The following is a 25,071-nucleotide window of genomic DNA, read 5'->3' as shown; positions in this document are numbered from 1 at the left end:
GATGGGATATCTTGAATCGTATTTTTCACTTGAAGGCAAAACCGCGCTTGTCACAGGCCCGGGAACTGGAATCGGCAAAGGAATTGCCGAAGCGCTGGCAAAAGCGGGAGCGGATATCATCGGCACTTCACATACGAGCGGGCTTGATGAAACAAAGCGGCTGATCGAAGAAACCGGTAGAACGTTTACGTCTTATCAGCTTGATATGGGCAGCCTTGACGAGGTTGAAACCTTTGCAAAAGAGGTGCTTGACCGTCATCAGATTGATATTCTCGTCAATAATGCCGGGACGATCCGCAGAGAAAAAGCGGCTGATTTTTCCCGGGAGAACTGGGAAGCGGTGATCAATGTCAATTTGAACAGCTTATTTTTGCTGACGCAGGCTGTCGGCCGGCAGATGATTGAGCGAAAGCAGGGGAAAATCATCAATATTGCCTCGCTTCTTTCATTTCAAGGAGGCATTCTCGTCCCTGCATATACGGCAAGCAAGCATGCAGTAGCCGGATTGACGAAGTCTTTTGCCAATGAATGGGCGGCGCACAATGTCCAGGTCAATGCAATTGCGCCGGGCTATATCACAACGAACAATACAAAGCAGATCCGCGAGGACCAAAACCGCAATGCCGAAATCTTAAAACGGATTCCGGCCGAGCGCTGGGGTCAGCCGGATGACATTGCCGGAGCCGCCGTATTCCTTTCGGCGCCGGCATCCGATTATGTGAATGGACATGTGCTGGCGGTCGATGGCGGATGGCTGGCAAGATAATGCGCCGAAAAGGCTGCCGGTAGCTCGGCAGCCTTTATCATCGCTATGGCTTCAAAATCACTTTAATGCAATCATCTTCATGGCCGTTGAATAATTGGTAAGCGCGGCCGGCTTCTTCAAGCGGAAGCTGATGCGTAATGATTTCCTTCGGATCAAATTGATTCCCTTCAATCTTCTTGTAAATCTCAGGCATCAAATGGATAACCGGGGCCTGCCCCATTTTTAGTGTAACATTTCTGGAAAAGAACGCGCCGAGCGGAAACATATTATAATTGCTTCCATATACCCCTGTAATCTGTACGGTCCCGCACTTTCTGACCGCCTTTGTAGAAATTTGAATCGGTCCGAGCGTGCCGCCCTGAAGCTTCAGTTTTTGCTCCAGGTACTCAAGCGGAGATTTTTTGCCGTCCATCCCCACGCAGTCGATCACGACATCCGCCCCGCCTTTTGTAATCTCCTTTAAATGCTCGCCCATGTCAGGATATTTTGTAAAGTCAAATACTTCGACGCGGTTTAACGCTTCAGCCTGCCTTAGGCGGTAGTCCAAGTAGTCTACTGCAATGACCCGCTTCGCCCCTTCCATCCAGGCAAACTTCTGCGCCATTAATCCGACCGGTCCGCAGCCGAGAACAATGACGGTGTCTCCCTTTTTAACGCCAGCGTGAAGCACGCTCCAATACGCGGTTGGCAGGACATCTGATAAAAACAGGAGCGACTCGTCCTCCATCTCGCATGATTCAGGGATGACAAACGGCGTGAAGTTGCCAAACGGCACTTTTAAATATTCGGCCTGTCCGCCAGGGTGGTTTCCGAACTTTTCCGAGTAGCCGAAATATCCGCCTGAATCATAATGGGGATTGGCATTATCACACTGGCTTTCCAGCTTGTTTTCGCAATAAAAGCAATGTCCGCATGCAACGGTAAACGGGATGACGACCCGGTCCCCTTTTTTCACTTTTGTTACATCAGGTCCTGTTTCTTCTACAATTCCCATCGGTTCATGGCCGAGCTGGAAGCCTTTCGGAAGAGGAAAATTCCCTTGATAAAGATGGAGGTCTGATCCGCAAATCGCCGTAGAAGTAATTCTGACAACGATATCATCGCTTCTTTCTATTTTGGCGTCCTCCACCTGGCTAACTTTAACATGCTGAGGCCCTTGAAACGTTACAGCTTTCAAATCGTCACACTCCCATTATCGTTCAGTTGACTTTAGTGTGAGATAAACCCGGGTTCTTATTCAGTTTTTTAAACAAACGTTTCATTAACCGTCATGCAGAGCGGTCATGATTCATACATAGAAGAAAACGGAGGTGTTGGGATGCTGCTGCAAATACTAGTCGGAGGGCTGGTTGTTTTCGTTATTTTCTTTCTCGTGTTTCGGGCGATCAGAACGGGTAATCTGCCGCGCCATGACGATTCGCAGCCAGAAGACGGAGAAAACAGAGATCAGCCATGATTGGCTTGGCTGGCCTCCTCACACAAAAAAGGATGGGGCCATGCCCATCCTTTTGCCTATCGTTCAACCGGCTGCGTGTCAGTTCCCGTGATTCCGCCGTGCCTGTCCCGTAAATCCTGCTCGATTTCTTCAAGGCTTTTGCCTTTTGTTTCTGTTACTTTAAAGAAAACGAACAGGAAGGCCGCGATTCCGATGGCCGCATAGCACAGGAACAGGTAACTGATGCCCATCGCTTCCATGAGGACCGGAAAACTCAATGTCACAATTAAGTTCCCTGCATGAAGCATTAAAGTCGATACTCCGGTTCCCACCCCTCTGACATGAAGGGGGAACAGCTCAGGCAGCATCACCCAGACGATCGGCCCCCAGCTGACGGCAAATACGACGATAAACACACCTAAACAGATGACAGTCGTCCATGCCGCACCAGCGGTATTGCCAAAAAAGATATTGGTGAAAGAAAGCACGATCAAACTGATGACCATGCCGGCATTTCCAAATAATAAAAGCGGCTTCCGGCCAATCCTGTCAATAAAGCGGATCGCCACAAGCGTCATCAGAACATTGACCGTACCGATGCCGACTGTCCCCAAAATGGCTGCCGAATCTTCAAATCCGACATTCGTAAACGTTTTTGGGGCATAGTAAATAATCGTGTTGGTTCCAATAAATTGCTGGAGAAACGCCAGTCCGACTCCTGCGATTAACGCCGGGCGCACCCACGGTTCCAGCAGCTCTTTCAAGCCCCCCTGATCCTGCTTTTCCGCTTCCTTAATTTCTTTGACTTCCTGGTCGACCTGCTTTCCTCCCCTCATCTTGGACAAAACCCGTCGCGCTTTCTCTTCTTTTCCTTTTGTTAAGAGCCAGCGCGGGCTTTCCGGCATGAAAAAGATACCGATTAAAAGGCCGATTGACGGAATAAGAGCCAAGCCCAGCATCCAGCGCCATGCACCTGCGTCACTAAATGCATAATTGATCAAATAAGAGACCAGAATCCCGATCGTAATCATCAGCTGATTTAATGAAGAAAGCGCGCCCCTAGATTCCTTCGGCGCAAGCTCTGAAAGGTACAAGGGAACAATGGTCGTTGAACAGCCAACCGCAAGGCCGAGCACGATCCTGAAAACCACCATATATTCCGTGCTTGGAGCAAGGGCCGTTCCGAGCCCCCCAATGCAATACAGCACAGCCGCTGACATAATCGCCCTTCTTCTCCCAAAGCGGTCTGTCAGCCTGCCGGACAAACCCGATCCGAAAATCGCCCCGATTAAAATTGCGCTGACAACCAGCCCTTCTGTAAAGGCATTGAGCCAAAGCTCATCTTTCATAAATAAAATCGCCCCGGAAATGACGCCCGTATCATAACCGTAGAGCACACCGCCCAAGGCTCCAAAAAAATAAAGCCAGGCATTCGATCTTTTTCCCTTCATCAGTATATCCTCCTAACAAGGCTCGTCTTTTATAATCTTTAACCTTGTCTCGCTTTCTTCAAACCTAAGAAACTCGGAGCACCATTAAAAGGAATTTAAAAATATGAAACATTTTATCTGTTTCATCGTCTTATTTAAGGCGGCAAAATGATCAGATCCCGCGGAATTTCCAGAGAATCCCCATATGCAAAACAGCAAATATCTTGTAAAATCCAAGATTGGGAAACCATTTTTTTATCAAAATTTAGACTTATTCAACAATTGTACGTTTCAATATAAATAAAAGAGGAGCTTATACATGCTACGATCGCAACGAACGAAGAAAAAGAGACTAAGAAAATGGGTGAAATACTCATTGTTTTTCATTGCTTTAATCCTGACGGTGACAGCAGCCGCAGGCGGCTATGCGTACTACAAAGTGGCGAACGCCTCCAAAGATGCGCAAGTCACCCTTTCCAGAGGAGAACAGTCCGTCAAGCGGATTAAAGAGTTCAACCCCAAAAAAGATAACTTCTCCATCCTGTTGATGGGGATTGATGCCCGTCCCGGACAAAGCATGGACAAAGAACGAAGCGATGCGATGGTTCTCGCCACGTTCAACAGAAAAGACAAATCAGTGAAACTATTAAGCATCCCGCGGGATTCCTATGTTAACATCCCTGGACACGGCTTTGATAAAATCACGCATGCCCACTCATTAGGCGGGCGCGACCTCAGTACAGAAACCGTCGAAAACCTGCTCGACATTCCGGTTGATTACGTCATGGAAGCCAATTTTTCAGCTTTCAAAGAAGTAGTTGACGAGCTCGGCGGTGTACCGATCACAATCAAAGAAGACTATATTGTCCGGCAGATTAAAAAGGATACGAAAGGCAAAGTCAACCTCCAAACAGGTGAGCAGACGCTAAACGGAGAAGAGGCCCTTGCTTATGTAAGAACGAGAAAAGCCGATACGGACTTGAAGCGCGGCGATCGCCAGATGGAAGTCATCAAATCGATTATCAACAAATCCAAATCGCTTACTTCAATTCCGGCTTACGACGATATCCTTGATACAGTCGGAAAGAACGTATCAATGAACTTGTCGCTGAATGATGCAATCGGACTGATCCCGTTTATGACGTCCATTCAAACGATCGATACCCTTCAATTGAAAGGGAGCGATTATCAACCGGGCAAAGTCTACTATTTCCAGCTTGACCAGGAAAATCTCAACGAAATCAAGCAGGAATTAAAACAGCAGTTAGATGTATAATGAGAAAAAGGATGAAGATCATTCATCCTTTTTCTATTTAATGAAACTCAAGATTTACTATTGAAAAAATCTAAATTTAGGTTTAGCCTTTTACATAACATGTCCTTTTAGGGAATACTGCCGAAGAGAGCTGTTTTTCGCCTCCCGAAAAACGGCAAACTGCTCTTACAGGAGGTTATCTTTACATAATGAGGTTAATTGCGATCGATTTAGACGGGACTCTTTTAAATACCGAAAGCCAAATATCCGCAGAAAACCGGGCCGCTATCAAAAAGGCGCTCATCTCAGACTGCATCGTAACCATTTGCACGGGACGGGCCACATTTGACGTCAAAGCGCTTCTGAACGATTTGGATATTCCGATTATTGCCGCAAACGGGGGAACGGTTCACGATTTCAACTATAAACTCCTAAGCAGAACGTTAATGGACAAGGAAGCCGGAAAAAAGGCGGCCCAATACTTAACAGATCATCAAATCTATTTTGAGGTTTATACGGACGATGCGCTGCTTTCTCCTTATGACGGAGAGCAGAAGCTTGAAGCAGAGCTCGATATCGTCACAAGCGCCAACCCTGATGAAGACAGGGATACACTTTGGCAGGGCGCACTGACTCAGTTTAAACAATTCGGCATCAAACCCGTGCCCGACATTCGTGAGGTTTTTAACGGAGACGAACATATTTATAAGCTGTTGTGCTTCTCATTTGATATGGAAAAGCTGAAAAAAGCAAAAGAAGACCTTTCAGCCTTTCCAAAATTGGGACTCACATCTTCCGGAAGACATATCATCGAGATTCTGCCTGATGAATCCGGCAAAGGCCGCGCTTTAAAAGAGCTGGCCCGCCACTATGGAATCGAGAAAAAAGACATCTACGCGATCGGCGACAGCCCGAACGACCTGTCAATGTTTGAGGAAGCCGGCCATCGGATCGCGATGGGCAATGCAATCGATGAACTGAAGCATATCAGCACGTTTATCACGAAAAGCAATGACGAAAACGGCGTCGCTTATTTCATTAATAAACTGCTGGAAAATGAATATCAATAATTAAGAAAACCGCTCGAAGATGGACTCGAGCGGTTTTCTGCTACTCAATTCTGACGCTTCCGGCGTATTTATCTTTCCAATAGGCGCTCGTCTCCATATCTGCTGTCGTCACACCGGCAGACAAGGTGACAAGAACGACCTGGCCGTTTCCGATATAGATGGCGGGATTGAGAACAGTGGTTCCTTTAAAGAACACGATGTCTCCAGGCTCCAGCTCCTGTTTTGTGATTTTCTTGCCTGTACTGTATTGTTTATCAGCGTACCGCGGAAGTTCCACTCCTGCCGCCGTTTTATAGACATATTGGATAAACCCCGCCGTATCAAAGCCTTCCTTAGGCGATGTGCCGCCTTTTTGATAACCGACTTCGCCGATATGCCTGATCGCTTCGGATACAATCGGATTTTTCGGGAGGGACATGTTGTCAAAACGTCTGACTCCTGTGAACTTCTTCTGCCAGTAGGAAGCCGACAAGTAAGAGATCGTCACTTTATTTGAACGGCTCGCATGGATAAACCGGCCGCCCCCTGCATAGATGGCGTTATGGGATATTCCCGGTTTGTACGTATTGCTGAAAAACAAAACATCACCCGGCCGGATATCTTCAAGCTTCACCTTTTGACCGACCGCCCATTGCTGTTCCGCCGATCTTGGCAAATAAACACCGAGCACCTCTCTGAAAACGTATTGGGTCAGTCCTGAACAGTCAAACCCGAGATCCGGAGAGTTGCCTCCAAATACATATGGAACACCGACATAGCTCTTCGCTTTTTGAACGACAGGGTCCATAGAAATCTCAGGTTCTTTTGTGATCCTTTTCGCTTTAAGATACCCCGAGCTCCAGTAAGAGCTGCCTTCAAGCTTTGTCACGACAACTCCGTTTGATTTTGTGCTGTGGATGATTTGATCATTTCCCATGTAGATGGCGACATGAGTCGGCCCGTCCGTTTCCAGTTCGGCATTTTTGAAAAAGACAAGATCCCCCTTTTCGAGCTGCTGACGGCCGACGCTGCTTCCAAGGGTCGATTGCTCTTTTACCGTTCTTGGAAGCGTTATATCGAGCGATTGAAACACATATTGTACAAAGCCGGACGAGTCAAACCCCGTTTTCGGTTTCTCTCCGCCGTAGCTGTATTTCGCACCCTCAAGCTGTCTGGCGGTTTCTGCTATTTTCTCGCCGATCGTATCGGCGTGTACGTCATTGTGATTCGTTAAAAATAAAAACATCCAAAACACCGCAATTCCACAAAACAAAACCAACTTTTTGTTTGCCGCTTTTTTTATCAATTGTTCTGTTCCTCCTCTTCTTTCCTCTTTCATCGTCATTCAATTGGGATATTTAAAGGACTTTTTTTTACGTGTACAGCAGCGTCATAGCGAGAAGAAACGCGCAGCACAGCATGATCAGCTTTTTCACCTAAGCGCGGATTAAATGGATGAAGGGAAATATTCTAAAGAGGTCATGAACATGAGGTGTAGTTCCCATCCCGAATTGGTAAGGTGATGCATTTTTGAAGCTTAGTCGAAATTTGTCAGTTTTTATTCCCTTCAAAAGAATACAATAAACACGAACCCCAAAACCATGTATATATTCTCCTGATTTTCTATAAAACTTTATACACTGACCGGTTAAGAAAATTGTCGTGTTTCCTTTTCAAATCAGCCGCTTTTCACAGGTCTTTTATAACCGGAATCAGCACACGCAAAAAGAGAGTGCCGGCGGCACTCTCTTTTCTGCACTGTTATTGTTGGTTTTCCGTTGTGTGATCCTGCTGATTCACTTTTTGGATTTCCGTTGAGATTTTAGCTTTTTCATCGTTTGACAATTCATCAGAATACTTGAAAGCAGACATGAATGCAATGATCAACACTAAACCTACGAACGGCCAAATGGCTCTGACAAATTTCATTTGTTCACCACTCCGTTTTTGTTATTTTTCAGTTTGTCCGCATGATCGACTTCAAACGTCAATTTTCCGTTCTCTTCTTTCCAGTCGAGGTTTGTTCCTTTTGTCAATTGACGGAAGATCGCTTTTCGTTTCAAGAAATCGCTCTTGCCTAAAGGCGTCGGTGTTGCTTCGCGAATGTTGAGAGGCGTTATCTCAAAGCGCCCTTTGCCGTCATTCATTAAATGGTATTGTACAAGCGCGCTGTCCCGTGTTCTTGACCAGCCCTGATCAAACACAAAGTTTCCGAGGCTGTAGAAGATCACAGTGCCGTTATACACTTCGATCGGTTCGAGAACATGGGGGTGAGCGCCGATGATGACATCTGCTCCGGCATCCGCAATCGCTTTAGCCAGATCCTTCTGTCTGGCGTTCGGTTCATTGTCATATTCTTGTCCCCAGTGCACGTGGACAAGGACGATATCCGCTTTTTTGGATGCTTCCGCGATCATTGGAATAAAGATTTTCGGGCTGAGCGGCAGCACTCCGCCTCTGTTCTTTTTGGCTGTAAAGTTCTTCGTGTAGACGTCTGTAAAACCGAGCGTTGCGATTTTAACACCGTTCACATCCTGATAGGATACGTGCTGTTTCGCGTCTTCGAGATTATTCCCTGCTCCGACAAGCTCCAAATCCTCATTTGAGAATTTATTCAGCGTATCCTTCAAACCGTCTTCCCCGTAGTCCATCGCATGGTTGTTGGCAAAGTTCAGTACGCTGAAGTTCAGCTTTTTCAATGTTTCGACTGATTCTTGATTCGTTTGCAGATGGATGTTCTTTTCTGCCTCTTGATAGTCCTTTGCATTGGTTACAGGGTTTTCAAAGTTTCCTGTGATAAAATCTGACACATTAAAGTACGGCTTCACATTTTTGAAGACACTTTCCGAACCGTGCAAGTTTGTCACTTTTTCTACGTTTCTTCCCATCATGATATCGCCCACAAAAGTAGCTGTAAGCTTGGCATCTTCTTTTTTGTCCATTTGCGAAGGAGTTTTGGCGCTTCCGACCCAAGTAAAGACAAACATTAAACAGAAAATAACGGGCAATACGATAAAGACGTGCTTGTTTGTTTTCTTTTTCTCCTGCTTCGTCAGCTTCAGCAGTTTTTCCTGAAAGTTCAGTTGTTTTTTCATCGATTTGACACACCTAACTTTAGATTAGATAGTAAGCATACATAATGACGAATGTTGCTCCGCTCAATAAAAGCGTACTTCCAAGCGTAATCGTTAATCCCTGTCTTTGAATGGTATTCGCGATCAGCCCCGGCACGATAATTCCGATTCCCCTGAATTCGGCAATCTCAAACGGCATCACCGGATATATAAAATCAAAACCGATTTTCAAAAGAATTCCCGTAATCAGCATCGCTGCGAATTTTCTGCGTCCATATAGAATCATAATTTTGGAAAGTCCGAATTTCACGATGACATACGTCAGCAAACTGACAAAAAGAACGAGCAACATGAAAATCGGCTGATTGAACACAAGTCCCAAATAACCCGGTACGACGAGGCCGGCTGGTACAATTCCCGTTTTCTCTGCAAAAATCAAACTGAGTAAGACTCCTAAAATGAGGGCGATATATAAATCTGATCCAAACATTGTGTTTTCTTCCTCCTAGCTAACGAGCTGCTTAATCTTGTAATCTTGTATTTTTTCAATGAGAGGCTCCGCTGCTCCGTGGATATTTCCGACTCCGTAAATGACGCGGCCCTCAAGCTTGTTTTTCAGCATGAACATGATTTCTTCCGTTGATTTGTGCTCAAAATCAAACAGCTTGTCCGCAGGAATTTTGCCTGCTTCATATGCTTTGACGATCGGCTCTGTTGTTTCTCCAATCAGCACAAGTTCACTTGCTTCAATATAAGGAAGGACATCTTCCGCAAACTGCTGTGTTCTGTCTACCCTGTCGGCGCGGCAGTTCATAATGACGATCGGCTGATCCGTAGGATAGCCTATTTCTTTTACACGCTTCCATATGTTTAAAGTCGAAGCTGCGTCATTGGCCGCAAAACCGTTGACGAAATGTCCGGGGTTTTTGGCGTTCATCAGCGGCAGAATTCTCATGGCTCCCGGATCAGGCGGCGCATTCAGCATGCCTTTAAAAGCGGTTTCTTCGTCAATACCCAACGCTTGAGCCACACCGAGCGCAAGAGACGCATTATCAGGGAATACCATGTACTCAAACTGTCTGAGGTATTCATCTGTTATTTTAGAATTGTCTGCGACGATGACTTTTGTGTTCCTTTCTTTTGCAATCTGCTTAAAGAAATCGGTATACTCACTATCAGTGATAACTAAATGTCCATTATAAGGAATGGTTGCTGTGAAAGCTTCTGCAATTTCATCCAAAGTCGGCCCCATCACATCCATGTGATCCTCCAGCACGTTCACGATCACGCCGATATTAGCCTGAAGCAATTCTTCCTGAAAGATGATTTGGTAATCAGGGTTAACGGCCATGCACTCACTGACAATCGCATTGGCCCCTCTTTCCACCGTTTCTTTCATAACCTCTTTCTGTTCTCCGATATTCGGGCCTTGAGGTTTTCTTTTGATCGGTTTCTCTTCCGGTGTGTCCCAATAAATCATCCTTGCGTCTGTCCCGGTTGTTTTTCCTACTGTTTTGTAGCCTGCCTCGATTAATATCCCTGTTGTTAATCTTGTTACCGTGGACTTTCCGCGTATCCCGTTGATGTTCACTCGGACAGGCAGCGCATCGATGTTTTGCTGGTGGCGCCTTTTTTCATAAATGCCGATCCCAACAACGATCACACAGGCTAATAGCATTACCCACATTGTTTGTCTACATCTCCTTCTTGGAATCTGATATGTAAATTCATTCATCAGTATATAGGTTCACTATGAAATCACAATCGGCATTATGTAACAGAAGACGACGAAATTTTCCGTGACAAAGATCACCTAGTCCGAGTCAATAATGCCTATCTTTTTATTGATATTTTTGGTAATCGAAAGTTCTTAATTCCTATCAGTTTTTTGTCAGCGTTTTAAGTATGCGCTTTCAAAATTCGACATTATGATTTTTGTACTTTTCTCCCTATTTCTGATGAAAGATTGAAGGATGGATTCAGGGTCTCTTTTTCCCCCGGCTGAAATCCCCTAGAAATGGGCTGTCAACCGGGATATCCCCTTTCTTTTTGTATTTTCGCTCTTTTCCAACAGGTTAAAAAGTCACCAATATTCCCTCTTCAAAACAAATGCGTCCTATGACAATCAGATCACCTATTAAAAAATGAAAATCTCTTTAAGCATAAAGCGGGATTCATTAACAAATCCAATTTTTTTGTGAGCCGTTCGATTCACCTTATTTCTTTAGATTTTAGGTTAAAATCCTAAGATTTAAAAAGCCATTAATTTTTTTCAACGATAATTCATCAAACTTTAACATTTTTAATTTTTCTTATTATTCTCATTGTTACTGTAGTCGCCAATTTATGCCGAATGAAGGTTATTTTCTATTCAACATACTTGTATATGTCTCTATATCCCAACCCAGCTAAAAATTTTAGCGCCCGGACTTTTTTATTGAGATTTTAAAAGGATCATGATAATCTTTATGTAAACGGTTACACAAATGGAGAGGAGAAGTCTTTTTTGGCTACGATTAAAGACGTCGCACTTGCTGCAAAAGTATCTGTCGCTACGGTTTCCCGGGTATTAAATGAGACGGGATACGTCCATGAAGACACGAGGACACGCGTGTTAAAAGCGATGGAAGAACTGAATTACCACCCGAATGAAGTGGCCAGGTCTCTCTATAAAAGGGAGTCCAGACTGATCGGACTGCTGCTGCCGGATATCACAAACCCGTTCTTTCCTCAGCTTGCGCGCGGCGTTGAAGATGAGATCCACCGCCTCGGCTTTCGGCTCATCTTCGGAAACAGCGATGAAAATTTGGAAAAAGAGCTTGATTATTTGCAGACGTTTAAACAAAATCATGTGGTCGGAGTCATTTCAGCGACCAATTATCCGGATGCGCCAAATTATCAAGACTTGTCCATGCCGATTGTCTTCCTTGACCGGACGGGCGAGAATGCGCCGGCTGTATTCGCGGACAGCCGCGAAGGCGGCAGAATCGCTGCGGCTGAAATGGTCAGGAGAAACGCGAAACGAATTACGCTGATTAAAGGACCGGCCCACCTTCAGACTGCAAGAGACCGTTTCAACGGAGCGCTGGAGATGCTAAGCGGTGCCGATATCGATTTTCATGTTATGAAAACCGAGACATTTTCATTTCCGGAAGCCCAAAAACGGGCAGCGGAGCTGTTTGCCTCCTATCCGGAAACAGACGGCGTAATCGCAAGCAATGACATTGTGGCGACAGCCGTTTTGCATGAAGCCTTAAAACGGAAGATCAAAGTTCCCGACGAACTGCAGATTATCGGCTTTGATGACATTCCGCAAAGCGAATTGCTTTTCCCCTCTTTATCAACGATCAGGCAGCCCGCCTATGAAATGGGAAAAGAAGCGGCAAAACTGCTGCTGAGATTAATGAAAAATGAATATATTGAACAATCGGCAGTGCAGATGCCGGTTGCCTTTATTGAAAGACAAACGACAAGAAAGGCGGAATGACAATGAGTAAAATATGCGTGATTGGCAGCTCTTCGATGGATTTAGTTGTGACATCGCCTAAGCGGCCGGCTGCCGGAGAAACGGTGCTTGGCGAATCTTTTAAAACGGTTCCGGGCGGAAAAGGCGCCAACCAGGCAGTGGCTGCGGCCCGGCTTGGTGCAGAGGTCCATATGATCGGCTGCGTCGGCGATGATCATTACGGAAAAGCCATCCTCGACAATTTTCAAGCGAATGGTGTTTTGACAGACTATGTGGAACCGGTTACAGGTCAGGAAAGCGGCACCGCACATATCGTTCTCGCAGACGGCGACAACAGTATTATCGTCGTCAAAGGGGCAAATGACCATGTCACACCTGAATACGTTCAAAAAGCGCTGCCTGCGATTAAACAGGCAGGCATCGTTCTGATTCAGCAGGAGATTCCGGAAGAAACCGTCGATTATGTCAGCGGACTGTGCAGCTCACTCGGCATTCCTCTCCTGCTGAATCCGGCACCAGCTCGTCCGCTTCGCCCGGAAACGGTCGATCTTGCGGCCTACATTACGCCAAACGAGCATGAAGCTTCGGTACTGTTTCAGGGCATGTCCCGGGAGGAAGCGTTAAAGCGCTATCCGGAGAAGCTGTTCATCACAGAAGGAAAAAACGGGGTCCGCTATCACAATGGTCTGGAAGAAAGGATCGTCCCTTCATTCCCTGTCAATGCAATTGATACGACGGGAGCCGGAGACACCTTCAATGCGGGATTGGCCGTTGCGCTTTCCGAAGGACAAAGCATCGAATCTGCCTTGCGCTTTGCGAACCGGGCGGCTTCCCTCTCGGTTTTGAAATTCGGCGCGCAAGGCGGCATGCCGAAACGGGATGAAGTGGAGCGTGAATTGTCATGAAAAAATACGGGATTTTAAACAGCCATATCGCAAAATTACTGGCCGATCTCGGGCATACCGACACCGTCGTCATCGCGGACGCCGGCCTGCCCGTTCCTCCCGGCGTCCCCAAAATCGATCTTGCGCTGACATTGGGTACACCCGGATTTCAAGAGGTCACAAAGCTCATCGCCGATGAAATGGCCGTCGAAAAAGTGACGGCAGCCGAAGAAATAGAAAGCGTCAATCCCGGTCAAGCCGCATTTTTAAAAGCTGAATTTTCAAACCAAAAAATTGACTATATCCCGCACGAAGCATTCAAAAAAGCGACGAGCCACGCAAAAGCGGTCATTCGCACAGGGGAAGCAACACCTTATGCAAATTGCATCTTGCACGCGGGAGTGATCTTTTAGATGTTTACATTCTACATCTGGAAAGAAGGGATAGCCCATGCATATTAAAATGAAGGACATTTATAAAGCTTTTGGCCAAAACCAGGTGCTGTCCGGCGTTTCTTTCGAACTTCAGGAAGGTGAAGTCCACGCTTTAATGGGAGAAAACGGCGCCGGAAAGTCGACACTCATGAATCTGTTGACTGGACTTCACAAGCTGGACAGCGGAACGATCGAAATCGACGGAAAAGAAACGTATTTTTCAGATCCAAAGAAAGCCGAACAGAACGGCATTGCCTTTATCCATCAGGAGCTGAACATTTGGCCTGAAATGACCGTATTGGAAAATCTGTTTATCGGCAGAGAGCTTTCTTCCAAACTTGGATTTTTAAATAACAAGAAAATGAAAGCGCTAGCAAAAGAGCAGCTTGAAAGACTCGGAGTCTCGATTTCTCTTGAAAAAGAAGCCGGAGACTGTTCCGTCGGCCAGCAGCAAATGATCGAAATCGCAAAAGCCCTTATGACAGACGCGAAAGTGATCATCATGGATGAACCGACGGCAGCGTTGACAGAAAGAGAAATTGAAAAACTGTTCGGCGTCATTAGAGCATTAAAGAAAAACGGCGTCTCCATCGTCTATATATCCCACCGCATGGAAGAAATCTTCACGATTTGCGACCGGATCACGGTGATGCGCGACGGAAAAACGGTCGACACGAAACGGATTCCCGACACCGACTTTCATGAAGTGGTGAAAAAGATGGTCGGACGGGAGCTGACCGAACGCTATCCTGAAAGACAGCCAAATCCGGGACGCGTCGTTCTCGAAGTCAAGCAGGCATCCAAAAAAGGCGTCTTCCAAAATATCAGCTTTACCGTCCGCTCCGGCGAAATCGTCGGGATTTCAGGACTGATGGGTGCCGGGCGCACCGAGCTGATGAGGGCGATTTTCGGGCTCGATCCGCTTGATTCGGGAGACATTTTCATCGAAGGCAAAAAAGCGACGCTCAAAAAACCGAGCGATGCCGTTCAAAAAGGAATCGGTTTTATTACTGAGAACCGCAAGGATGAAGGACTTGTGCTCGACACGTCCATCAGGGAAAATATCGCCCTTCCGAATCTCGCCAGCTTTTCACCGAAAGGATGGATTGACAAAAAAAGCGAGCAGGAATTTGTCGACCTTCTGATCAAGCGGCTGACGATCAAAACGGAATCGCCGGAAACCCACGCGCTAAACCTTTCAGGAGGGAACCAGCAAAAAGTGGTCATCGCCAAATGGATCGGAATCGGTCCTAAAGTGCTGATTTTGGATGAGCCGACGCGAGGCGTCGATGTCGGCGCGAAAAGGGAGATTTATCAGCTGATGAACGAGCTGACAGACCGCGGCGTCGCGATCGTCATGGTCTCTTCAGAGCTCCCCGAGATTCTCGGGATGAGCGACCGCGTGCTTGTGATCCATGAAGGAACGCTAAGCGGTGAGCTATCAAGAAATGATGCCACGCAAGAACGAATTATGACACTCGCTACAGGAGGGCGGTAACATGAAAACTCAACCGGCTGTGAAAAAAAGCCTTAATGTCGATTCTGTAATGCAAAAGCTCGGTCCTTTTCTCGGCCTGATTATTCTCGTCGTCATCGTATCAGTATTAAACCCGAGCTTTTTAGAACCGTTAAATATTTTAAACTTGTTAAGACAAGTCGCCATTAATGCGCTGATCGCGTTCGGCATGACCTTTGTCATTTTGACCGGCGGCATCGACCTTTCCGTCGGAGCGATTTTGGCGCTGTCGAGCGCATTGATCGCCGGCATGATCGCCGGCGGCATCGATCCTGTTTTTGCCGTCATCATCGGCTGCCTGATTGGAGCCCTGCTCGGCTTGGTCAACGGGCTGTTAATCACGAAGGGCAAAATGGCCCCGTTCATCGCAACACTTGCGACAATGACGATTTTCCGCGGATTGACGATGGTTTACACAGACGGCAATCCGATTACAGGGCTCGGCAATCACTACGGCTTCCAGCTTTTCGGACGCGGCTACTTTTTAGGCATCCCCGTCCCTGCGATAACTATGGCGGCCGCCTTTATCATCCTCTGGGTGATCCTTCACAAAACGCCTTTCGGCCGCCGCACGTATGCAATCGGCGGAAATGAAAAAGCGGCCCTGATCTCGGGCATTAAAGTTCCGCGCGTCAAAATGATGATTTATTCTCTTGCCGGCCTATTATCCGCGTTGGCTGGAGCCATCTTGACGTCACGGCTAAACTCAGCCCAGCCGACGGCAGGCACTTCCTACGAACTCGACGCCATTGCCGCGGTCGTATTAGGCGGTACAAGCCTTGCCGGAGGAAGAGGACGAATTGCCGGCACACTCATCGGCGTCCTCATCATCGGAACGTTGAATAACGGCTTGAACCTGCTTGGCGTCTCTTCCTTTTTTCAAATGGTCGTCAAAGGTGTCGTCATTTTGATCGCAGTCCTGCTGGACCGCAAGAAATCCGCTTAAGGAGGGCTATACTGATGAAAAAAACATTAACGGTTTTCACCGCATTGGCGCTTCTGTTTCTGTCCGCCTGCTCGCTGGAGCCGCCGGAATGGGCAAAGCCAAATAAAGAAAAAGGAACCGATATCAAAATCGGTTTATCTGTCTCGACTTTGAAAAACCCGTTTTTCGTTTCATTAAAGAACGGAGTTGTCAAAGAAGCCAAAAAACAAGGGATTGAAGTGATTGTCGTCGATGCACAGGATGATTCAGCAAAGCAGACGAATGATGTCGAAGATCTTCTGCAGCAAGGCGTTGACGCTTTATTGATCAATCCGGCCGACTCCTCCGCCATCTCAACGGCAGTCCAATCGGCCAATTCGCTTGGCATTCCGGTCGTCACCCTTGACCGCTCCGCCGAAAACGGAAAAGTAGAAACGCTCGTCGCTTCAGATAACGTAAAAGGCGGGCAAATGGCAGCGGACTTTATCGTACAGCAGCTCGGTAAAGGCGCAAAAGTGGCTGAACTTGAAGGCGTCCCCGGTGCATCGGCAACAAGGGAACGGGGCTCAGGGTTTCATAAGACCGCTGATGACAAGCTGAATGTGATCGCCAAGCAAACAGCCGACTTTGACCGGACAAAAGGGTTGAACGTTATGGAGAACCTTCTTCAAGGAAATCCTGATATTCAAGCGGTTTTCGCCCATAATGACGAAATGGCGCTCGGCGCGATTGAAGCGATCAGAAGCTCAGGGAAAGAGATACTTGTCGTTGGCTTCGACGGCAATGAAGATGCGGTTAAAGCGGTTCAGGCCGGAGATATGTCGGCCACGATCGCCCAGCAGCCTGAATTGATCGGCAAGCTCGCCGTACAAGCGGCCCGCGATATTTTGAACGGCAAAAAAGTTGAAAAAACGATACCCGCACCGCTCAAACTGGAAACGAAAAAGTAACTACAAAATCAGACCTCTTCATACATGGAGGTCTGATTTTTTTTGGCCATCTCCATAAAAGCTTTTGCCGCCCGGCTCAAATAGCATGTTTCCGGATAAGCAAACACAAGCGTCCGGGACGGATCGGATTGCAAAGGAACATAGACGATTCTGTCAGACTCTTTCCGCATGACCATCCGGGGCACGACCGTGACCCCCATTCCGTGTTCAACGAGAGATTGGGCGGTTTCAATGCTGCTTGTTTTGAAGGTCACTTTCGGTTGAAACCCTTCCTCCGCACATAAATCAAGTACCATTCTACGGAAGCCGTAGCCTTCTTTTAATAAAATAAACGGCACATCCTCGGCCGTTTTCAAAGCAAGGGGGTTTTTTTCGGCATTCGACCGGACCGAAATGATGAGCTTCCGCAATTGGCCGGTCATCCAGCTCTCCCTTTCATTTGGAATCGCCAAAAAAAGCGGCTCGGTCAGTATCGGCCGGATCGCGAGCCTGTCATTTTCAATCGGCAAAGGGAGAATCGACAGGTCCACCGCTCCGTTTTCCGTCATTTTTTCCAATGCCGCCGGCGAGTCTTCTATCAGCTGAACCTGTACGTTCGGATGCTTTTTCAGAAAGGCTTTCAGGAGCGGCGGAAGAAGATACCCTCCCGTGACAGCGGGAACGCCGATCGATAATTCCGTCCCCATTTCCTCGAGCTGATCGCGCATTTCACACAGCAGTTCATCTCTTGACCGCAAAATATCCTGCGCTTTTCGGATGAAGCGCATCCCTTGAGGAGTCGGCGAGACCCCCTCTCTGTTTCTGTAAAACAGCGGAAAGCCGAGCTCGCTTTCCAGCTTTTTTATTTGCTGGCTCAGTGAAGGCTGAGCGATATGCAGGCTGGCAGCCGCCTTTGTAAAACTGCCTTTTTTGAAAATCTCTGCCGCGTATTCAAAAAGTCTCATATCCAATTCCCGCACCCCCATAGTTTCCGCCTATCATTTTCAAACATTTTATATCTTAGACTGATGGCTGTCGACTCCCCTAATATAAATACATAGCCGATAGGAGGATGATACAAATGAAAACTAGCGCGCAACGGCAATTTTCAAAAAATCCGGAGCAATATCGAGATGAGCCGCTGTTCTCATCGGGAAAAGATCTTGATTCCATGGTCAGCTGCCGGAATCTGAACGGAGGTGAAACCCTGCTTGATATCGGAACCGGAGCGGGACATACGGCCATTGCCTTTTCGCCTTTTGTCAAACATTGCACAGGAATCGATATTACAGAAAAAATGGTTCAAACCGCGGCTCAATTTGCCAAACAGGAAAATGCTGAAAATGTGGTTTTTCTTAAAGGCGATGCAGCACAATTGGATTTTGCAGACGAGTCCTTTAATATTGTCACATGCCGGTATGCAGCCCACCATTTCCCGGAGATCAGCCGGTCCATGCAGGAAATAGCGCGCGTCTTGAAAAAAGGCGGCTCCTTTCTCCTCATCGATCATTGTGCTCCGGAGGACGAAGCTTTAGACCGATTTATAAATCGGCTCAATCAATTGAGAGACCCGTCACACGTAAGGGAATATTCAGAGAGCGAATGGCAGAAGCTGTTTAAAGAGAACGGACTTGATTTTGCCGTCCGGGAGAGATGGAATCTTCCGATCGATTACGAGAGCTGGCTTCGTAGAGGCGCCGTACCTGAACAAAGAAAGGCAGCCATCCATGCCCATTTGTCAGAACCGTCCCAGTCGTGCCGTGACATGTTTAACATCGTCCACGATGAAAACGGGCATCCGGTGTCTTTTTGTCTGAAAGCGGTATTGATTGCCGGAATGAAAGCATAAGCAAAACGGCCCGCTGGATTCCGGACTTTTTCGCAACAGTATTTTTAAAGTAGCGAGCGAACGCAAAAAAGCCCCCTTTTCAAAGAGGGGGCTTTTTCATTTACTCGGGATTGCCTTCGGCCGCTTCAATTCCGGCTGCAAGATCATGTTTATTGAGATCCGCTTTAAAGAAATCTTGCGTATTCGGCAATCTGAGATTCATATTGAGTTTTTGAGAAATTTGCACCGTGCATTCTTCGATTTCATAATCGAAAACGTGTCCGCCGACATTGCGGTCTTCATCAATAAAGTGAAGATGGAAGCCGGAAACTGCGATTCCGTTGGCATATTGCGGCGTCCAAAAGCCGACGATCGTCCCTTTAATATCATTAAAATCAAAGATCGGCTGCGATTTTACCGCATCGACCATCGGCACGTACGGTTTTTCCTGCAGTTCAACCGTTCTCGTTTTGACTTTCTTAAAGATTCCGTCCATGCGGATCGCGTAAAACAGGTTTTCACTCGGCATGATCCGTTTCATTTCTTCCTCGAACGCCTTAAGCGGCATCCGCTGCTTGATTTCGTGATAAATATCCGGCCGGAAGAAAGCGAGCGAGCAAAACGGAGAACAATCGCTTCCTTGAACAGGATAGGCTTTTCCATCGGAACGAAGACGGTAAAACTCACCGTCGAAACCGATCAGCTCACCGTCGAGCCGGTTGAATGTTCCGATTCCGAAGTCTCCGTAATCCTTTGCTTCAGACATGTAAAAATCCCCGTCATAAATCCCGTCCAATAACGATATCATCGTTGAGACCTGAAAGACCTGGTCGAGGTTCTTGTCAACGGGCTGAACCACTTTTTGTTTGCTTGCACTTTTCATTTTCCTCTTTTCACTCCCTTGATTTTGTTTGTTATGACTGGACTTGCTGTGATCAAGATTGCTTAGAGGCTTGTTTACTAAAATGTTCCTCAAAGTTTTTTGGAAAACGCTGATCAGCCAAATGAACGTTGTCGCTGTAATCAACCGGAATATCAATGACAACCGGACCCTCTGCATCAAGACCAGCTTTAAGCACCTCTGCCAATTCGTCTGGCGAATTGACCCTTAAACCTTTTGCTCCAAAGCTTTCAGCATATTTTACAATATCGATTCCGCCGAAGTCGACTCCGGACGTCCGCTTGTATTTCATCTCCTGCTGAAACGCAACCATATCGTATGTGCTGTCATTCCAGACAATGTGAACGATCGGCGCTTTCAATCTGACCGCTGTCTCAAGCTCCATCGCGGAGAACAGGAAGCCTCCGTCCCCGGAAACAGACACGACTTTCTGTCCCGGATTGACCAGTGTTGCTGCGATCGCCCACGGCAAAGCAACGCCCAGCGTCTGCATGCCATTTGAAGTCAGCAGTCCATACGGACGGTATGTGCGGAAATATCTCGACATCCAAATCGCATGGGAGCCGATGTCGCAAGTCACTGTTATATCATCGCTCAGCAAATCACGCAAATCGCGAACGATTTGCAGCGGATGAACAAGATCCGTTTTTGTTTCTTTAGGCGGCTCGCTTTGCTCCTCCAGCGCTTTCTTCAAATAATCAAGTACAGGTGCAAATGATTCATCGATGGAAACCGGCAAAGAATCATGTTCAATATGGTTTAATGTCTCTGCGATATCGCCGATCAGCTCAATTTCAGGCTGATAGTCATGATCGATATCGGCTTGTATTTCATCAAGATGAATCACGCTGCGCTCGCCTTTTCCGTTCCAAAAGACGGGGTCGTATTCAATCGGATCATAGCCGACCGTCAAAACGAGATCCGCTTTTTCCAACAAAATATCTCCGGGCTGATTGCGGAATAATCCGATCCGGCCGAAGTACTGGTCTTCTAAATCGTGAGACAGCGTACCCGCTGCTTGGTATGTTTCAACAAACGGCAGTTTCACTTTTCTCAGCAGACGGCGGACCGCTTCAATCGCTTCAGGTCTTCCGCCTTTCATCCCTACAAGCACGACGGGAAGGTTCGCATTGTGAATTTTGGCGATAGCCGCGCTGATCAGTTCATCCGGAGCCGCGCCCAGCTTCGGCGCCGGCATGGTTTTCACCGGCTTGGCAGTTGCCGGACCGGCCGTAACGTCCTGCGGAAAGCTGAGAAACGCTGCCCCGGCCTGTCCGGAAGCTGCCGCTCTGAATGCATTGGTTACCGCCTCAGGGATGTTGTTCGCATCTTCCACTTCTGCGCTATATTTTGTAATCGGCTGAAACAACGCCGCATTATCCATCGATTGATGAGTTCTTTTGAGACGATCCGCTCTTTTTACAGCACCCGCCAGGGCAACAACCGGATCTCCTTCTGTATTGGCTGTTACAAGACCGGTCGCTAAATTAGACGCTCCCGGACCCGAAGTCACCAGGCAAACACCGGGCTTTCCAGTCAATCGTCCGACTGCCGCCGCCATAAATGCTGCATTCTGCTCGTGACGACAAACAATCAGTTCAGGCCCCTTGTCTTTCAATACGTCATACACCGCATCGATTTTCGCTCCCGGAATACCGAAAACATGAGTGACACCTTGCTGAATGAGACTATCCACCACAAGCTCTGCTCCTCTTACAGTAAGAGTTTCATTTTTAGCGGCTACATTTTTCAAAGCCCTCACTCCTCCATTTTCATTCGTTTACAATGAATTTTTAATAAAATTATTGTATTATTAAATATACATCTTGTGGAAATTGTTTTCCAATACTTCTTTGTCTTACAATTAATATGTAAAACGACTGAAATCGCATTCAGAAAGGAATGAGTGAATAATGGAGCTGCGCCATCTTCGTTATTTTATGGTTGTTGCCGAAGAACTGCATTTCGGAAAAGCAGCTCTTCGGCTGAACATGACTCAGCCTCCGCTCAGCCAGCAGATTAAACAGCTAGAAAGTGAAATAGGCGTCACCTTGCTGAAGAGGTCAAAAAGAGCCGTCAGGCTGACGGCGGCAGGCGGGGTCTTTTTAAAACAAATCAAGGAAGGACTTTCCCAGATTGATCAAGCCGTCGACATGGCTCAGCGGACGGCCCGCGGGGAGCTGGGCAGACTCGTGATCGGCTTTGTCGGCTCCGCAACATACGAGATCATGCCTCCCATCATCAGGGAATACCGAAACCGGTACCCGTCCGTCCAGATTGATCTTCGGGAGCTTTCAACCCCCAATCAGGTCGAAGCACTGCTAAACGGACACATTGACATCGGCGTGCTGCATCCCCCGTTGGGAAACGACGAGCTAAAGTCATACACAGTGAAGAAAAGCCACTGTGTCCTTGCACTTCCGAAACACCACCCGCTGACAGAAAAACCCCGGGTACATTTGAAAGATCTTGAAGACGAATCGCTGATCGTCATTGCCAAAGAAGCGTGGCCCTCTTTATACACGGAATTTAATTTCTTGTGTGAAAAAGCCGGGTTTATCCCCAACATCGCCCAGGAAGCTACAGAATACCAAATGGTGATCGGCCTCGTGACAGCCGGAATGGGAATCGCCGTTGTGCCTACAGCGGCTAAACGATTATTTAACCTCGATGTTGTATACAAAGAAATCGAAGACTTTCCCCTTCGCGCAGAATGGATTACCGCACATCGAAAAGACAACCGCAATCCGGCGCTTAAGCATTTCATCGAAATCTCGGATCAATACTCATAGCCGGATAGAAAAAAACCCGTGGACAATTCCTCCTTGTTCACGGGGTTTTTTTCTCATATTGACGTTTGCGCGTTTTGAAAACGGAGTTAACTGCCGATTGCCGCCCCATCGCTTCTCGGATCGCTTCCCCCTCTCAGGAAACCTCGATCATCAATCTCGATGATGCCGGCATGACCCATCACACCGTCAAAGTCGCCGACAATGGTTACATGATGCCCATGCTTTCGCAGTTTTTCAATCACTTCGGGCGCCACTCTGCTTTCCATTCTTACACCTTCCACCCGTTCTCCCCATGTTCTGCCCCACACCCATCTCGGTTCATGAACGGCGGTTTGCGGATCCATCCCGTAATCTATCATTCTCGTGATAAGAGCCGTCTGCGTCTGCGGCTGTCCTTCTCCCCCCTGCGTTCCGTAAAGAAATTTCGGCTTGCCGCCTTTGAACGCCATGGCGGGCATCAGCGTATGAAAAGTTCTTTTTCCCGGCTCCAGTGAATTGACATGGCCGGGATCAAGCGAGAAAAACGACCCTCTGTTCTGCAAAATGACACCGGTATCTCCAGCTGTCACACCTGAGCCGAATTCGAAATACAAACTTTGAATAAACGAAACAGCATTCCCGTCTTCATCTACTGCTGCAGCATAAGCCGTATCGCTGCCGAGCGGCTGGCTCTCCGCCTGAAGAGACGGCAGTCCGATTTTTGCGGCCAGCTCCCGCGCATACCCTTTGTCAAGCAGGCGCCCCAGCGGAATTTGGGAAAATGCCGGGTCAGTCAATACTTTATTGCTGTCGGAAATACTTAATTTCAATGCTTCGATGAGCAGATGATAATACTCGAAAGAACCGTGCTCGATCATGCCAAAGTCGTAGTTTTCCAAAATATTCAATGCCATAAGACCGGTAAATCCTTGTGAATTCGGAGGCATTTGATAGATCGCATATCCTCTGTATGTAGAGGAAAGCGGAGACACCCATTCCCCTTGATGCCGCTCGAAATCTTCCAGGGTCAAGATGCCTCCGTTGTTTTGCAAATAGGCTGCTGAAGCTTGGGCAATTTCCCCTTTATAAAAGGCGTCTCTTCCTTTCTCAGCGATCATCGCCAAAGTGCGCGCGAGCTCTTTTTGCACAAAGCGCTCACCTGGAGAGGGCGGGTTTCCTCCCGGAAGATAAATATCTGCAGTGATCGGCATACCGGAAAGCCACTCGGCGTTTTTCACCGTGTTTTGACATTGATCCGGCGAGACCGGGAAACCCTTTTCTGCATACATGATCGCCGGCTTCAGCACCTCCCGAAGTGATAAACGGCCGTATGCCGCCAGTATTTCGGCCCAGCTGTCCGCCATCCCCGGCACGGTAATCGCACTGCTCATGCCCCTGACCGGAATGGCGCGCTCTCCTTTATACTGATTCCGGTCCGCTTTCCGCCCCGACCGCCCGCTGCCATTGTATCCTTTGATCTCACCGCTTCCATTGTGATACATCAGCCAAAAAGCATCCCCTCCAAGTCCTGTCATATGCGGATAGACAACAGCAAGGCACGCGCTTACTGCCACAGCCGCGTCAAACGCGTTTCCTCCCTTCTCCATGATGCTGTGCCCTGCAAGCGAAGCGAGATAATGAGGACTGACAACCATTTGTTTCGAACCGATCTTCAGCTTCTCCATAGCTCCCTTCCTTTCTTTCAAGCATCCATTTGTGTTTGAAGTATAGTGGCCCGTTTAAAGAGGCGCTACTTTCAGGGAAGAAAAACTAACATCCTTTTTCAATAAGTATTAAAAAAACGTTAAAATGATTCATATCGAAACCTGTATTATGATACAATTTACAAAATGTTCATTTTCAATGCGATTGACAAGCAATTTCGCATGATAATGACCAAACAGAAAGGAAGGGACATTTGTGAGCCTCGACTACCATATGCCAAATTTAATTCTTGATGAAACGGATAAAAAAATCCTTTCGATCTTGCATGAGGAAGGAAGAATCTCTTATACGGATTTAGGAAAACGCGTGGGACTTTCAAGAGTTGCCGTACAGACGCGGATCAACAACTTGATTGAAGAAGGCATCATCGAAAAATTCACAGCCGTCATCAATCCGGTCAAGGTCGGGATTCACGTATCGGTGTTTTTCAATGTTGAAGTCGAACCCCAATATTTAGAGGCTGTTGCCGTTACTTTGGAAAGAGAGCCCGCCGTGACAAGCCTCTATCATATGACAGGGCCGAGCAAACTGCATATGCACGGCATTTTCGCAAATGATCAGGAGATGGAGGAATTTTTGACGAAGCGCCTGTACCCTCTGAAAGGCGTTGTAAGCGTCGACTGCCAGATGCTGATTAAACGATATAAGAGCCGAATGGGAATGAAGCTTTAACTGAATAGGAG

General features: G+C 47.3%; 24 protein-coding genes. 13 read left to right on the top strand and 11 right to left on the bottom strand.

Translation table 11 applies throughout. The features are described 5' to 3' along the window. The first annotated feature begins 1 nt into the window (after position 1). A complete protein-coding gene (gene kduD / locus KI350_RS05550) occupies positions 2-766 on the top strand; it encodes a 2-dehydro-3-deoxy-D-gluconate 5-dehydrogenase KduD (RefSeq protein WP_059230812.1) in 765 nt (254 codons plus the stop codon). A gap of 43 nt (positions 767-809) precedes the next feature. Here kduD and KI350_RS05545 read toward each other — a convergent pair whose 3' ends face one another. Beyond that, positions 810-1,943 carry a zinc-dependent alcohol dehydrogenase gene (locus tag KI350_RS05545; protein ID WP_059230815.1) on the bottom strand — a complete coding sequence of 378 codons (1,134 nt, stop codon included), beginning with the start codon at positions 1,941-1,943 and terminating at the stop codon, positions 810-812. 141 nt (positions 1,944-2,084) lie between these two features. On the opposite strand from KI350_RS05545, the gene KI350_RS05540 reads away from it, so the two are divergent. Then, the gene (locus tag KI350_RS05540; protein ID WP_023857161.1) at positions 2,085-2,222 is read left to right on the top strand and encodes a hypothetical protein; all 138 of its coding nucleotides are present in this window, start codon (positions 2,085-2,087) and stop codon (positions 2,220-2,222) included. Positions 2,223-2,278: 56 nt separating this feature from the next. Here KI350_RS05540 and KI350_RS05535 read toward each other — a convergent pair whose 3' ends face one another. Further along, on the bottom strand, positions 2,279-3,652 hold the full coding sequence (locus tag KI350_RS05535) for a sugar porter family MFS transporter (protein WP_065644242.1): 1,374 nt from the start codon (positions 3,650-3,652) through the stop codon (positions 2,279-2,281). Positions 3,653-3,950: 298 nt separating this feature from the next. Here KI350_RS05535 and KI350_RS05530 point away from each other — a divergent pair, with 298 nt between their 5' ends. Both KI350_RS05530 and KI350_RS05525 read left to right on the top strand, forming a co-directional pair. Beyond that, the gene (locus tag KI350_RS05530; protein WP_059230818.1) at positions 3,951-4,907 is read left to right on the top strand and encodes an LCP family protein; all 957 of its coding nucleotides are present in this window, start codon (positions 3,951-3,953) and stop codon (positions 4,905-4,907) included. Positions 4,908-5,095: 188 nt separating this feature from the next. Then, positions 5,096-5,956: a Cof-type HAD-IIB family hydrolase gene (locus tag KI350_RS05525; RefSeq protein ID WP_065644241.1), complete on the top strand. Its 861-nt coding sequence runs from the start codon at positions 5,096-5,098 to the stop codon at positions 5,954-5,956. Between the two features lie 40 nt (positions 5,957-5,996). Here KI350_RS05525 and KI350_RS05520 read toward each other — a convergent pair whose 3' ends face one another. From KI350_RS05520 to pgsB, 5 genes are all read right to left on the bottom strand, one after another. Next, complete coding sequence (locus KI350_RS05520; protein WP_059230820.1) at positions 5,997-7,241, bottom strand: C40 family peptidase; 1,245 nt, start codon at positions 7,239-7,241, stop codon at positions 5,997-5,999. Positions 7,242-7,696: 455 nt separating this feature from the next. Continuing rightward, the gene (locus tag KI350_RS05515) at positions 7,697-7,864 is read right to left on the bottom strand and encodes a hypothetical protein (RefSeq protein WP_020453170.1); all 168 of its coding nucleotides are present in this window, start codon (positions 7,862-7,864) and stop codon (positions 7,697-7,699) included. Then, a complete protein-coding gene (locus tag KI350_RS05510) occupies positions 7,861-9,030 on the bottom strand; it encodes a CapA family protein (protein WP_059230822.1) in 1,170 nt (389 codons plus the stop codon). Before KI350_RS05510 ends, KI350_RS05515 begins: the two co-directional genes overlap by 4 nt. 19 nt (positions 9,031-9,049) lie before the next feature. Then, positions 9,050-9,499 (bottom strand): poly-gamma-glutamate biosynthesis protein PgsC, encoded by a 450-nt coding sequence (pgsC, locus tag KI350_RS05505; protein WP_003185831.1) that lies wholly within the window; start codon positions 9,497-9,499, stop codon positions 9,050-9,052. Between the two features lie 15 nt (positions 9,500-9,514). Beyond that, positions 9,515-10,696 carry a poly-gamma-glutamate synthase PgsB gene (gene pgsB / locus KI350_RS05500; protein WP_003185833.1) on the bottom strand — a complete coding sequence of 394 codons (1,182 nt, stop codon included), beginning with the start codon at positions 10,694-10,696 and terminating at the stop codon, positions 9,515-9,517. An 819-nt stretch (positions 10,697-11,515) separates the two neighbouring features. On the opposite strand from pgsB, the gene KI350_RS05495 reads away from it, so the two are divergent. The 6 genes from KI350_RS05495 to rbsB are packed head-to-tail and all read left to right on the top strand — an operon-like array spanning position 11,516 to position 17,184. Beyond that, on the top strand, positions 11,516-12,496 hold the full coding sequence (locus KI350_RS05495) for a LacI family DNA-binding transcriptional regulator (RefSeq protein ID WP_020453172.1): 981 nt from the start codon (positions 11,516-11,518) through the stop codon (positions 12,494-12,496). 2 nt (positions 12,497-12,498) lie between these two features. Then, the gene (gene rbsK / locus KI350_RS05490) at positions 12,499-13,380 is read left to right on the top strand and encodes a ribokinase (protein ID WP_059230823.1); all 882 of its coding nucleotides are present in this window, start codon (positions 12,499-12,501) and stop codon (positions 13,378-13,380) included. Continuing rightward, on the top strand, positions 13,377-13,772 hold the full coding sequence (gene rbsD / locus KI350_RS05485) for a D-ribose pyranase (protein WP_059230825.1): 396 nt from the start codon (positions 13,377-13,379) through the stop codon (positions 13,770-13,772). Before rbsK ends, rbsD begins: the two co-directional genes overlap by 4 nt. 37 nt (positions 13,773-13,809) lie before the next feature. Continuing rightward, the gene (locus KI350_RS05480) at positions 13,810-15,291 is read left to right on the top strand and encodes a sugar ABC transporter ATP-binding protein (protein WP_059230826.1); all 1,482 of its coding nucleotides are present in this window, start codon (positions 13,810-13,812) and stop codon (positions 15,289-15,291) included. A 1-nt stretch (position 15,292) separates the two neighbouring features. Continuing rightward, positions 15,293-16,255 (top strand): ribose ABC transporter permease RbsC, encoded by a 963-nt coding sequence (gene rbsC / locus KI350_RS05475; protein WP_020453175.1) that lies wholly within the window; start codon positions 15,293-15,295, stop codon positions 16,253-16,255. Between the two features lie 14 nt (positions 16,256-16,269). Further along, positions 16,270-17,184, top strand: a complete 915-nt coding sequence (gene rbsB / locus KI350_RS05470; RefSeq protein WP_020453176.1) for a ribose ABC transporter substrate-binding protein RbsB — start codon at positions 16,270-16,272, stop codon at positions 17,182-17,184. 8 nt (positions 17,185-17,192) lie between these two features. Here rbsB and KI350_RS05465 read toward each other — a convergent pair whose 3' ends face one another. Then, positions 17,193-18,134, bottom strand: a complete 942-nt coding sequence (locus KI350_RS05465; RefSeq protein WP_059230931.1) for a LysR family transcriptional regulator — start codon at positions 18,132-18,134, stop codon at positions 17,193-17,195. A gap of 110 nt (positions 18,135-18,244) precedes the next feature. Here KI350_RS05465 and KI350_RS05460 point away from each other — a divergent pair, with 110 nt between their 5' ends. Continuing rightward, the gene (locus KI350_RS05460; RefSeq protein WP_059230828.1) at positions 18,245-19,012 is read left to right on the top strand and encodes a class I SAM-dependent methyltransferase; all 768 of its coding nucleotides are present in this window, start codon (positions 18,245-18,247) and stop codon (positions 19,010-19,012) included. A 100-nt stretch (positions 19,013-19,112) separates the two neighbouring features. On the opposite strand, the gene budA is transcribed toward KI350_RS05460, so the two are convergent. Together budA and alsS are read right to left on the bottom strand one after the other, a co-directional pair. Then, a complete protein-coding gene (budA, locus tag KI350_RS05455) occupies positions 19,113-19,874 on the bottom strand; it encodes an acetolactate decarboxylase (RefSeq protein WP_020453179.1) in 762 nt (253 codons plus the stop codon). A gap of 52 nt (positions 19,875-19,926) precedes the next feature. Beyond that, a complete protein-coding gene (gene alsS / locus KI350_RS05450; protein WP_020453180.1) occupies positions 19,927-21,645 on the bottom strand; it encodes an acetolactate synthase AlsS in 1,719 nt (572 codons plus the stop codon). Between the two features lie 160 nt (positions 21,646-21,805). Here alsS and alsR point away from each other — a divergent pair, with 160 nt between their 5' ends. Further along, complete coding sequence (gene alsR / locus KI350_RS05445) at positions 21,806-22,684, top strand: acetoin biosynthesis transcriptional regulator AlsR (RefSeq protein WP_020453181.1); 879 nt, start codon at positions 21,806-21,808, stop codon at positions 22,682-22,684. An 86-nt stretch (positions 22,685-22,770) separates the two neighbouring features. Here the strand turns inward: alsR and ggt are convergent, their stop codons facing one another. Next, the gene (gene ggt / locus KI350_RS05440; RefSeq protein WP_212930448.1) at positions 22,771-24,348 is read right to left on the bottom strand and encodes a gamma-glutamyltransferase; all 1,578 of its coding nucleotides are present in this window, start codon (positions 24,346-24,348) and stop codon (positions 22,771-22,773) included. A 253-nt stretch (positions 24,349-24,601) separates the two neighbouring features. Between ggt and chrS the strand changes: the two genes are divergently transcribed. Further along, positions 24,602-25,060, top strand: coding sequence for a chromate efflux transcriptional regulator ChrS (gene chrS / locus KI350_RS05435; RefSeq protein ID WP_154495561.1), 459 nt, complete (start codon positions 24,602-24,604; stop codon positions 25,058-25,060). Positions 25,061-25,071 lie beyond the last annotated feature (11 nt).

Origin of the sequence: Bacillus sp. J41TS8, from assembly GCF_018333035.1 — a bacterium.
In the GTDB taxonomy this organism is placed as follows: Bacteria; Bacillota; Bacilli; order Bacillales; family Bacillaceae; genus Bacillus; species Bacillus paralicheniformis.
The sequence above is the reverse complement of the archived record's forward strand: the minus strand, read 5'-3'. Positions and strand labels throughout refer to the sequence as shown.

What these genes read in the sequence shown, in the direction of transcription:
- kduD (WP_059230812.1), top strand. Translation starts at nt 2, where the DNA reads ATGGGATATCTTGAATCGTATTTTTCACTTGAAGGCAAAACCGCGCTT.
- KI350_RS05540 (WP_023857161.1), top strand. Translation starts at nt 2,085, where the DNA reads ATGCTGCTGCAAATACTAGTCGGAGGGCTGGTTGTTTTCGTTATTTTC.
- KI350_RS05535 (WP_065644242.1), bottom strand. Translation starts at nt 3,652, where the DNA reads ATGAAGGGAAAAAGATCGAATGCCTGGCTTTATTTTTTTGGAGCCTTG.
- KI350_RS05530 (WP_059230818.1), top strand. Translation starts at nt 3,951, where the DNA reads ATGCTACGATCGCAACGAACGAAGAAAAAGAGACTAAGAAAATGGGTG.
- KI350_RS05525 (WP_065644241.1), top strand. Translation starts at nt 5,096, where the DNA reads ATGAGGTTAATTGCGATCGATTTAGACGGGACTCTTTTAAATACCGAA.
- KI350_RS05515 (WP_020453170.1), bottom strand. Translation starts at nt 7,864, where the DNA reads ATGAAATTTGTCAGAGCCATTTGGCCGTTCGTAGGTTTAGTGTTGATC.
- KI350_RS05510 (WP_059230822.1), bottom strand. Translation starts at nt 9,030, where the DNA reads ATGAAAAAACAACTGAACTTTCAGGAAAAACTGCTGAAGCTGACGAAG.
- pgsC (WP_003185831.1), bottom strand. Translation starts at nt 9,499, where the DNA reads ATGTTTGGATCAGATTTATATATCGCCCTCATTTTAGGAGTCTTACTC.
- pgsB (WP_003185833.1), bottom strand. Translation starts at nt 10,696, where the DNA reads ATGTGGGTAATGCTATTAGCCTGTGTGATCGTTGTTGGGATCGGCATT.
- rbsK (WP_059230823.1), top strand. Translation starts at nt 12,499, where the DNA reads ATGAGTAAAATATGCGTGATTGGCAGCTCTTCGATGGATTTAGTTGTG.
- rbsD (WP_059230825.1), top strand. Translation starts at nt 13,377, where the DNA reads ATGAAAAAATACGGGATTTTAAACAGCCATATCGCAAAATTACTGGCC.
- KI350_RS05480 (WP_059230826.1), top strand. Translation starts at nt 13,810, where the DNA reads ATGCATATTAAAATGAAGGACATTTATAAAGCTTTTGGCCAAAACCAG.
- rbsC (WP_020453175.1), top strand. Translation starts at nt 15,293, where the DNA reads ATGAAAACTCAACCGGCTGTGAAAAAAAGCCTTAATGTCGATTCTGTA.
- rbsB (WP_020453176.1), top strand. Translation starts at nt 16,270, where the DNA reads ATGAAAAAAACATTAACGGTTTTCACCGCATTGGCGCTTCTGTTTCTG.
- KI350_RS05460 (WP_059230828.1), top strand. Translation starts at nt 18,245, where the DNA reads ATGAAAACTAGCGCGCAACGGCAATTTTCAAAAAATCCGGAGCAATAT.
- budA (WP_020453179.1), bottom strand. Translation starts at nt 19,874, where the DNA reads ATGAAAAGTGCAAGCAAACAAAAAGTGGTTCAGCCCGTTGACAAGAAC.
- alsR (WP_020453181.1), top strand. Translation starts at nt 21,806, where the DNA reads ATGGAGCTGCGCCATCTTCGTTATTTTATGGTTGTTGCCGAAGAACTG.
- ggt (WP_212930448.1), bottom strand. Translation starts at nt 24,348, where the DNA reads ATGGAGAAGCTGAAGATCGGTTCGAAACAAATGGTTGTCAGTCCTCAT.
- chrS (WP_154495561.1), top strand. Translation starts at nt 24,602, where the DNA reads ATGCCAAATTTAATTCTTGATGAAACGGATAAAAAAATCCTTTCGATC.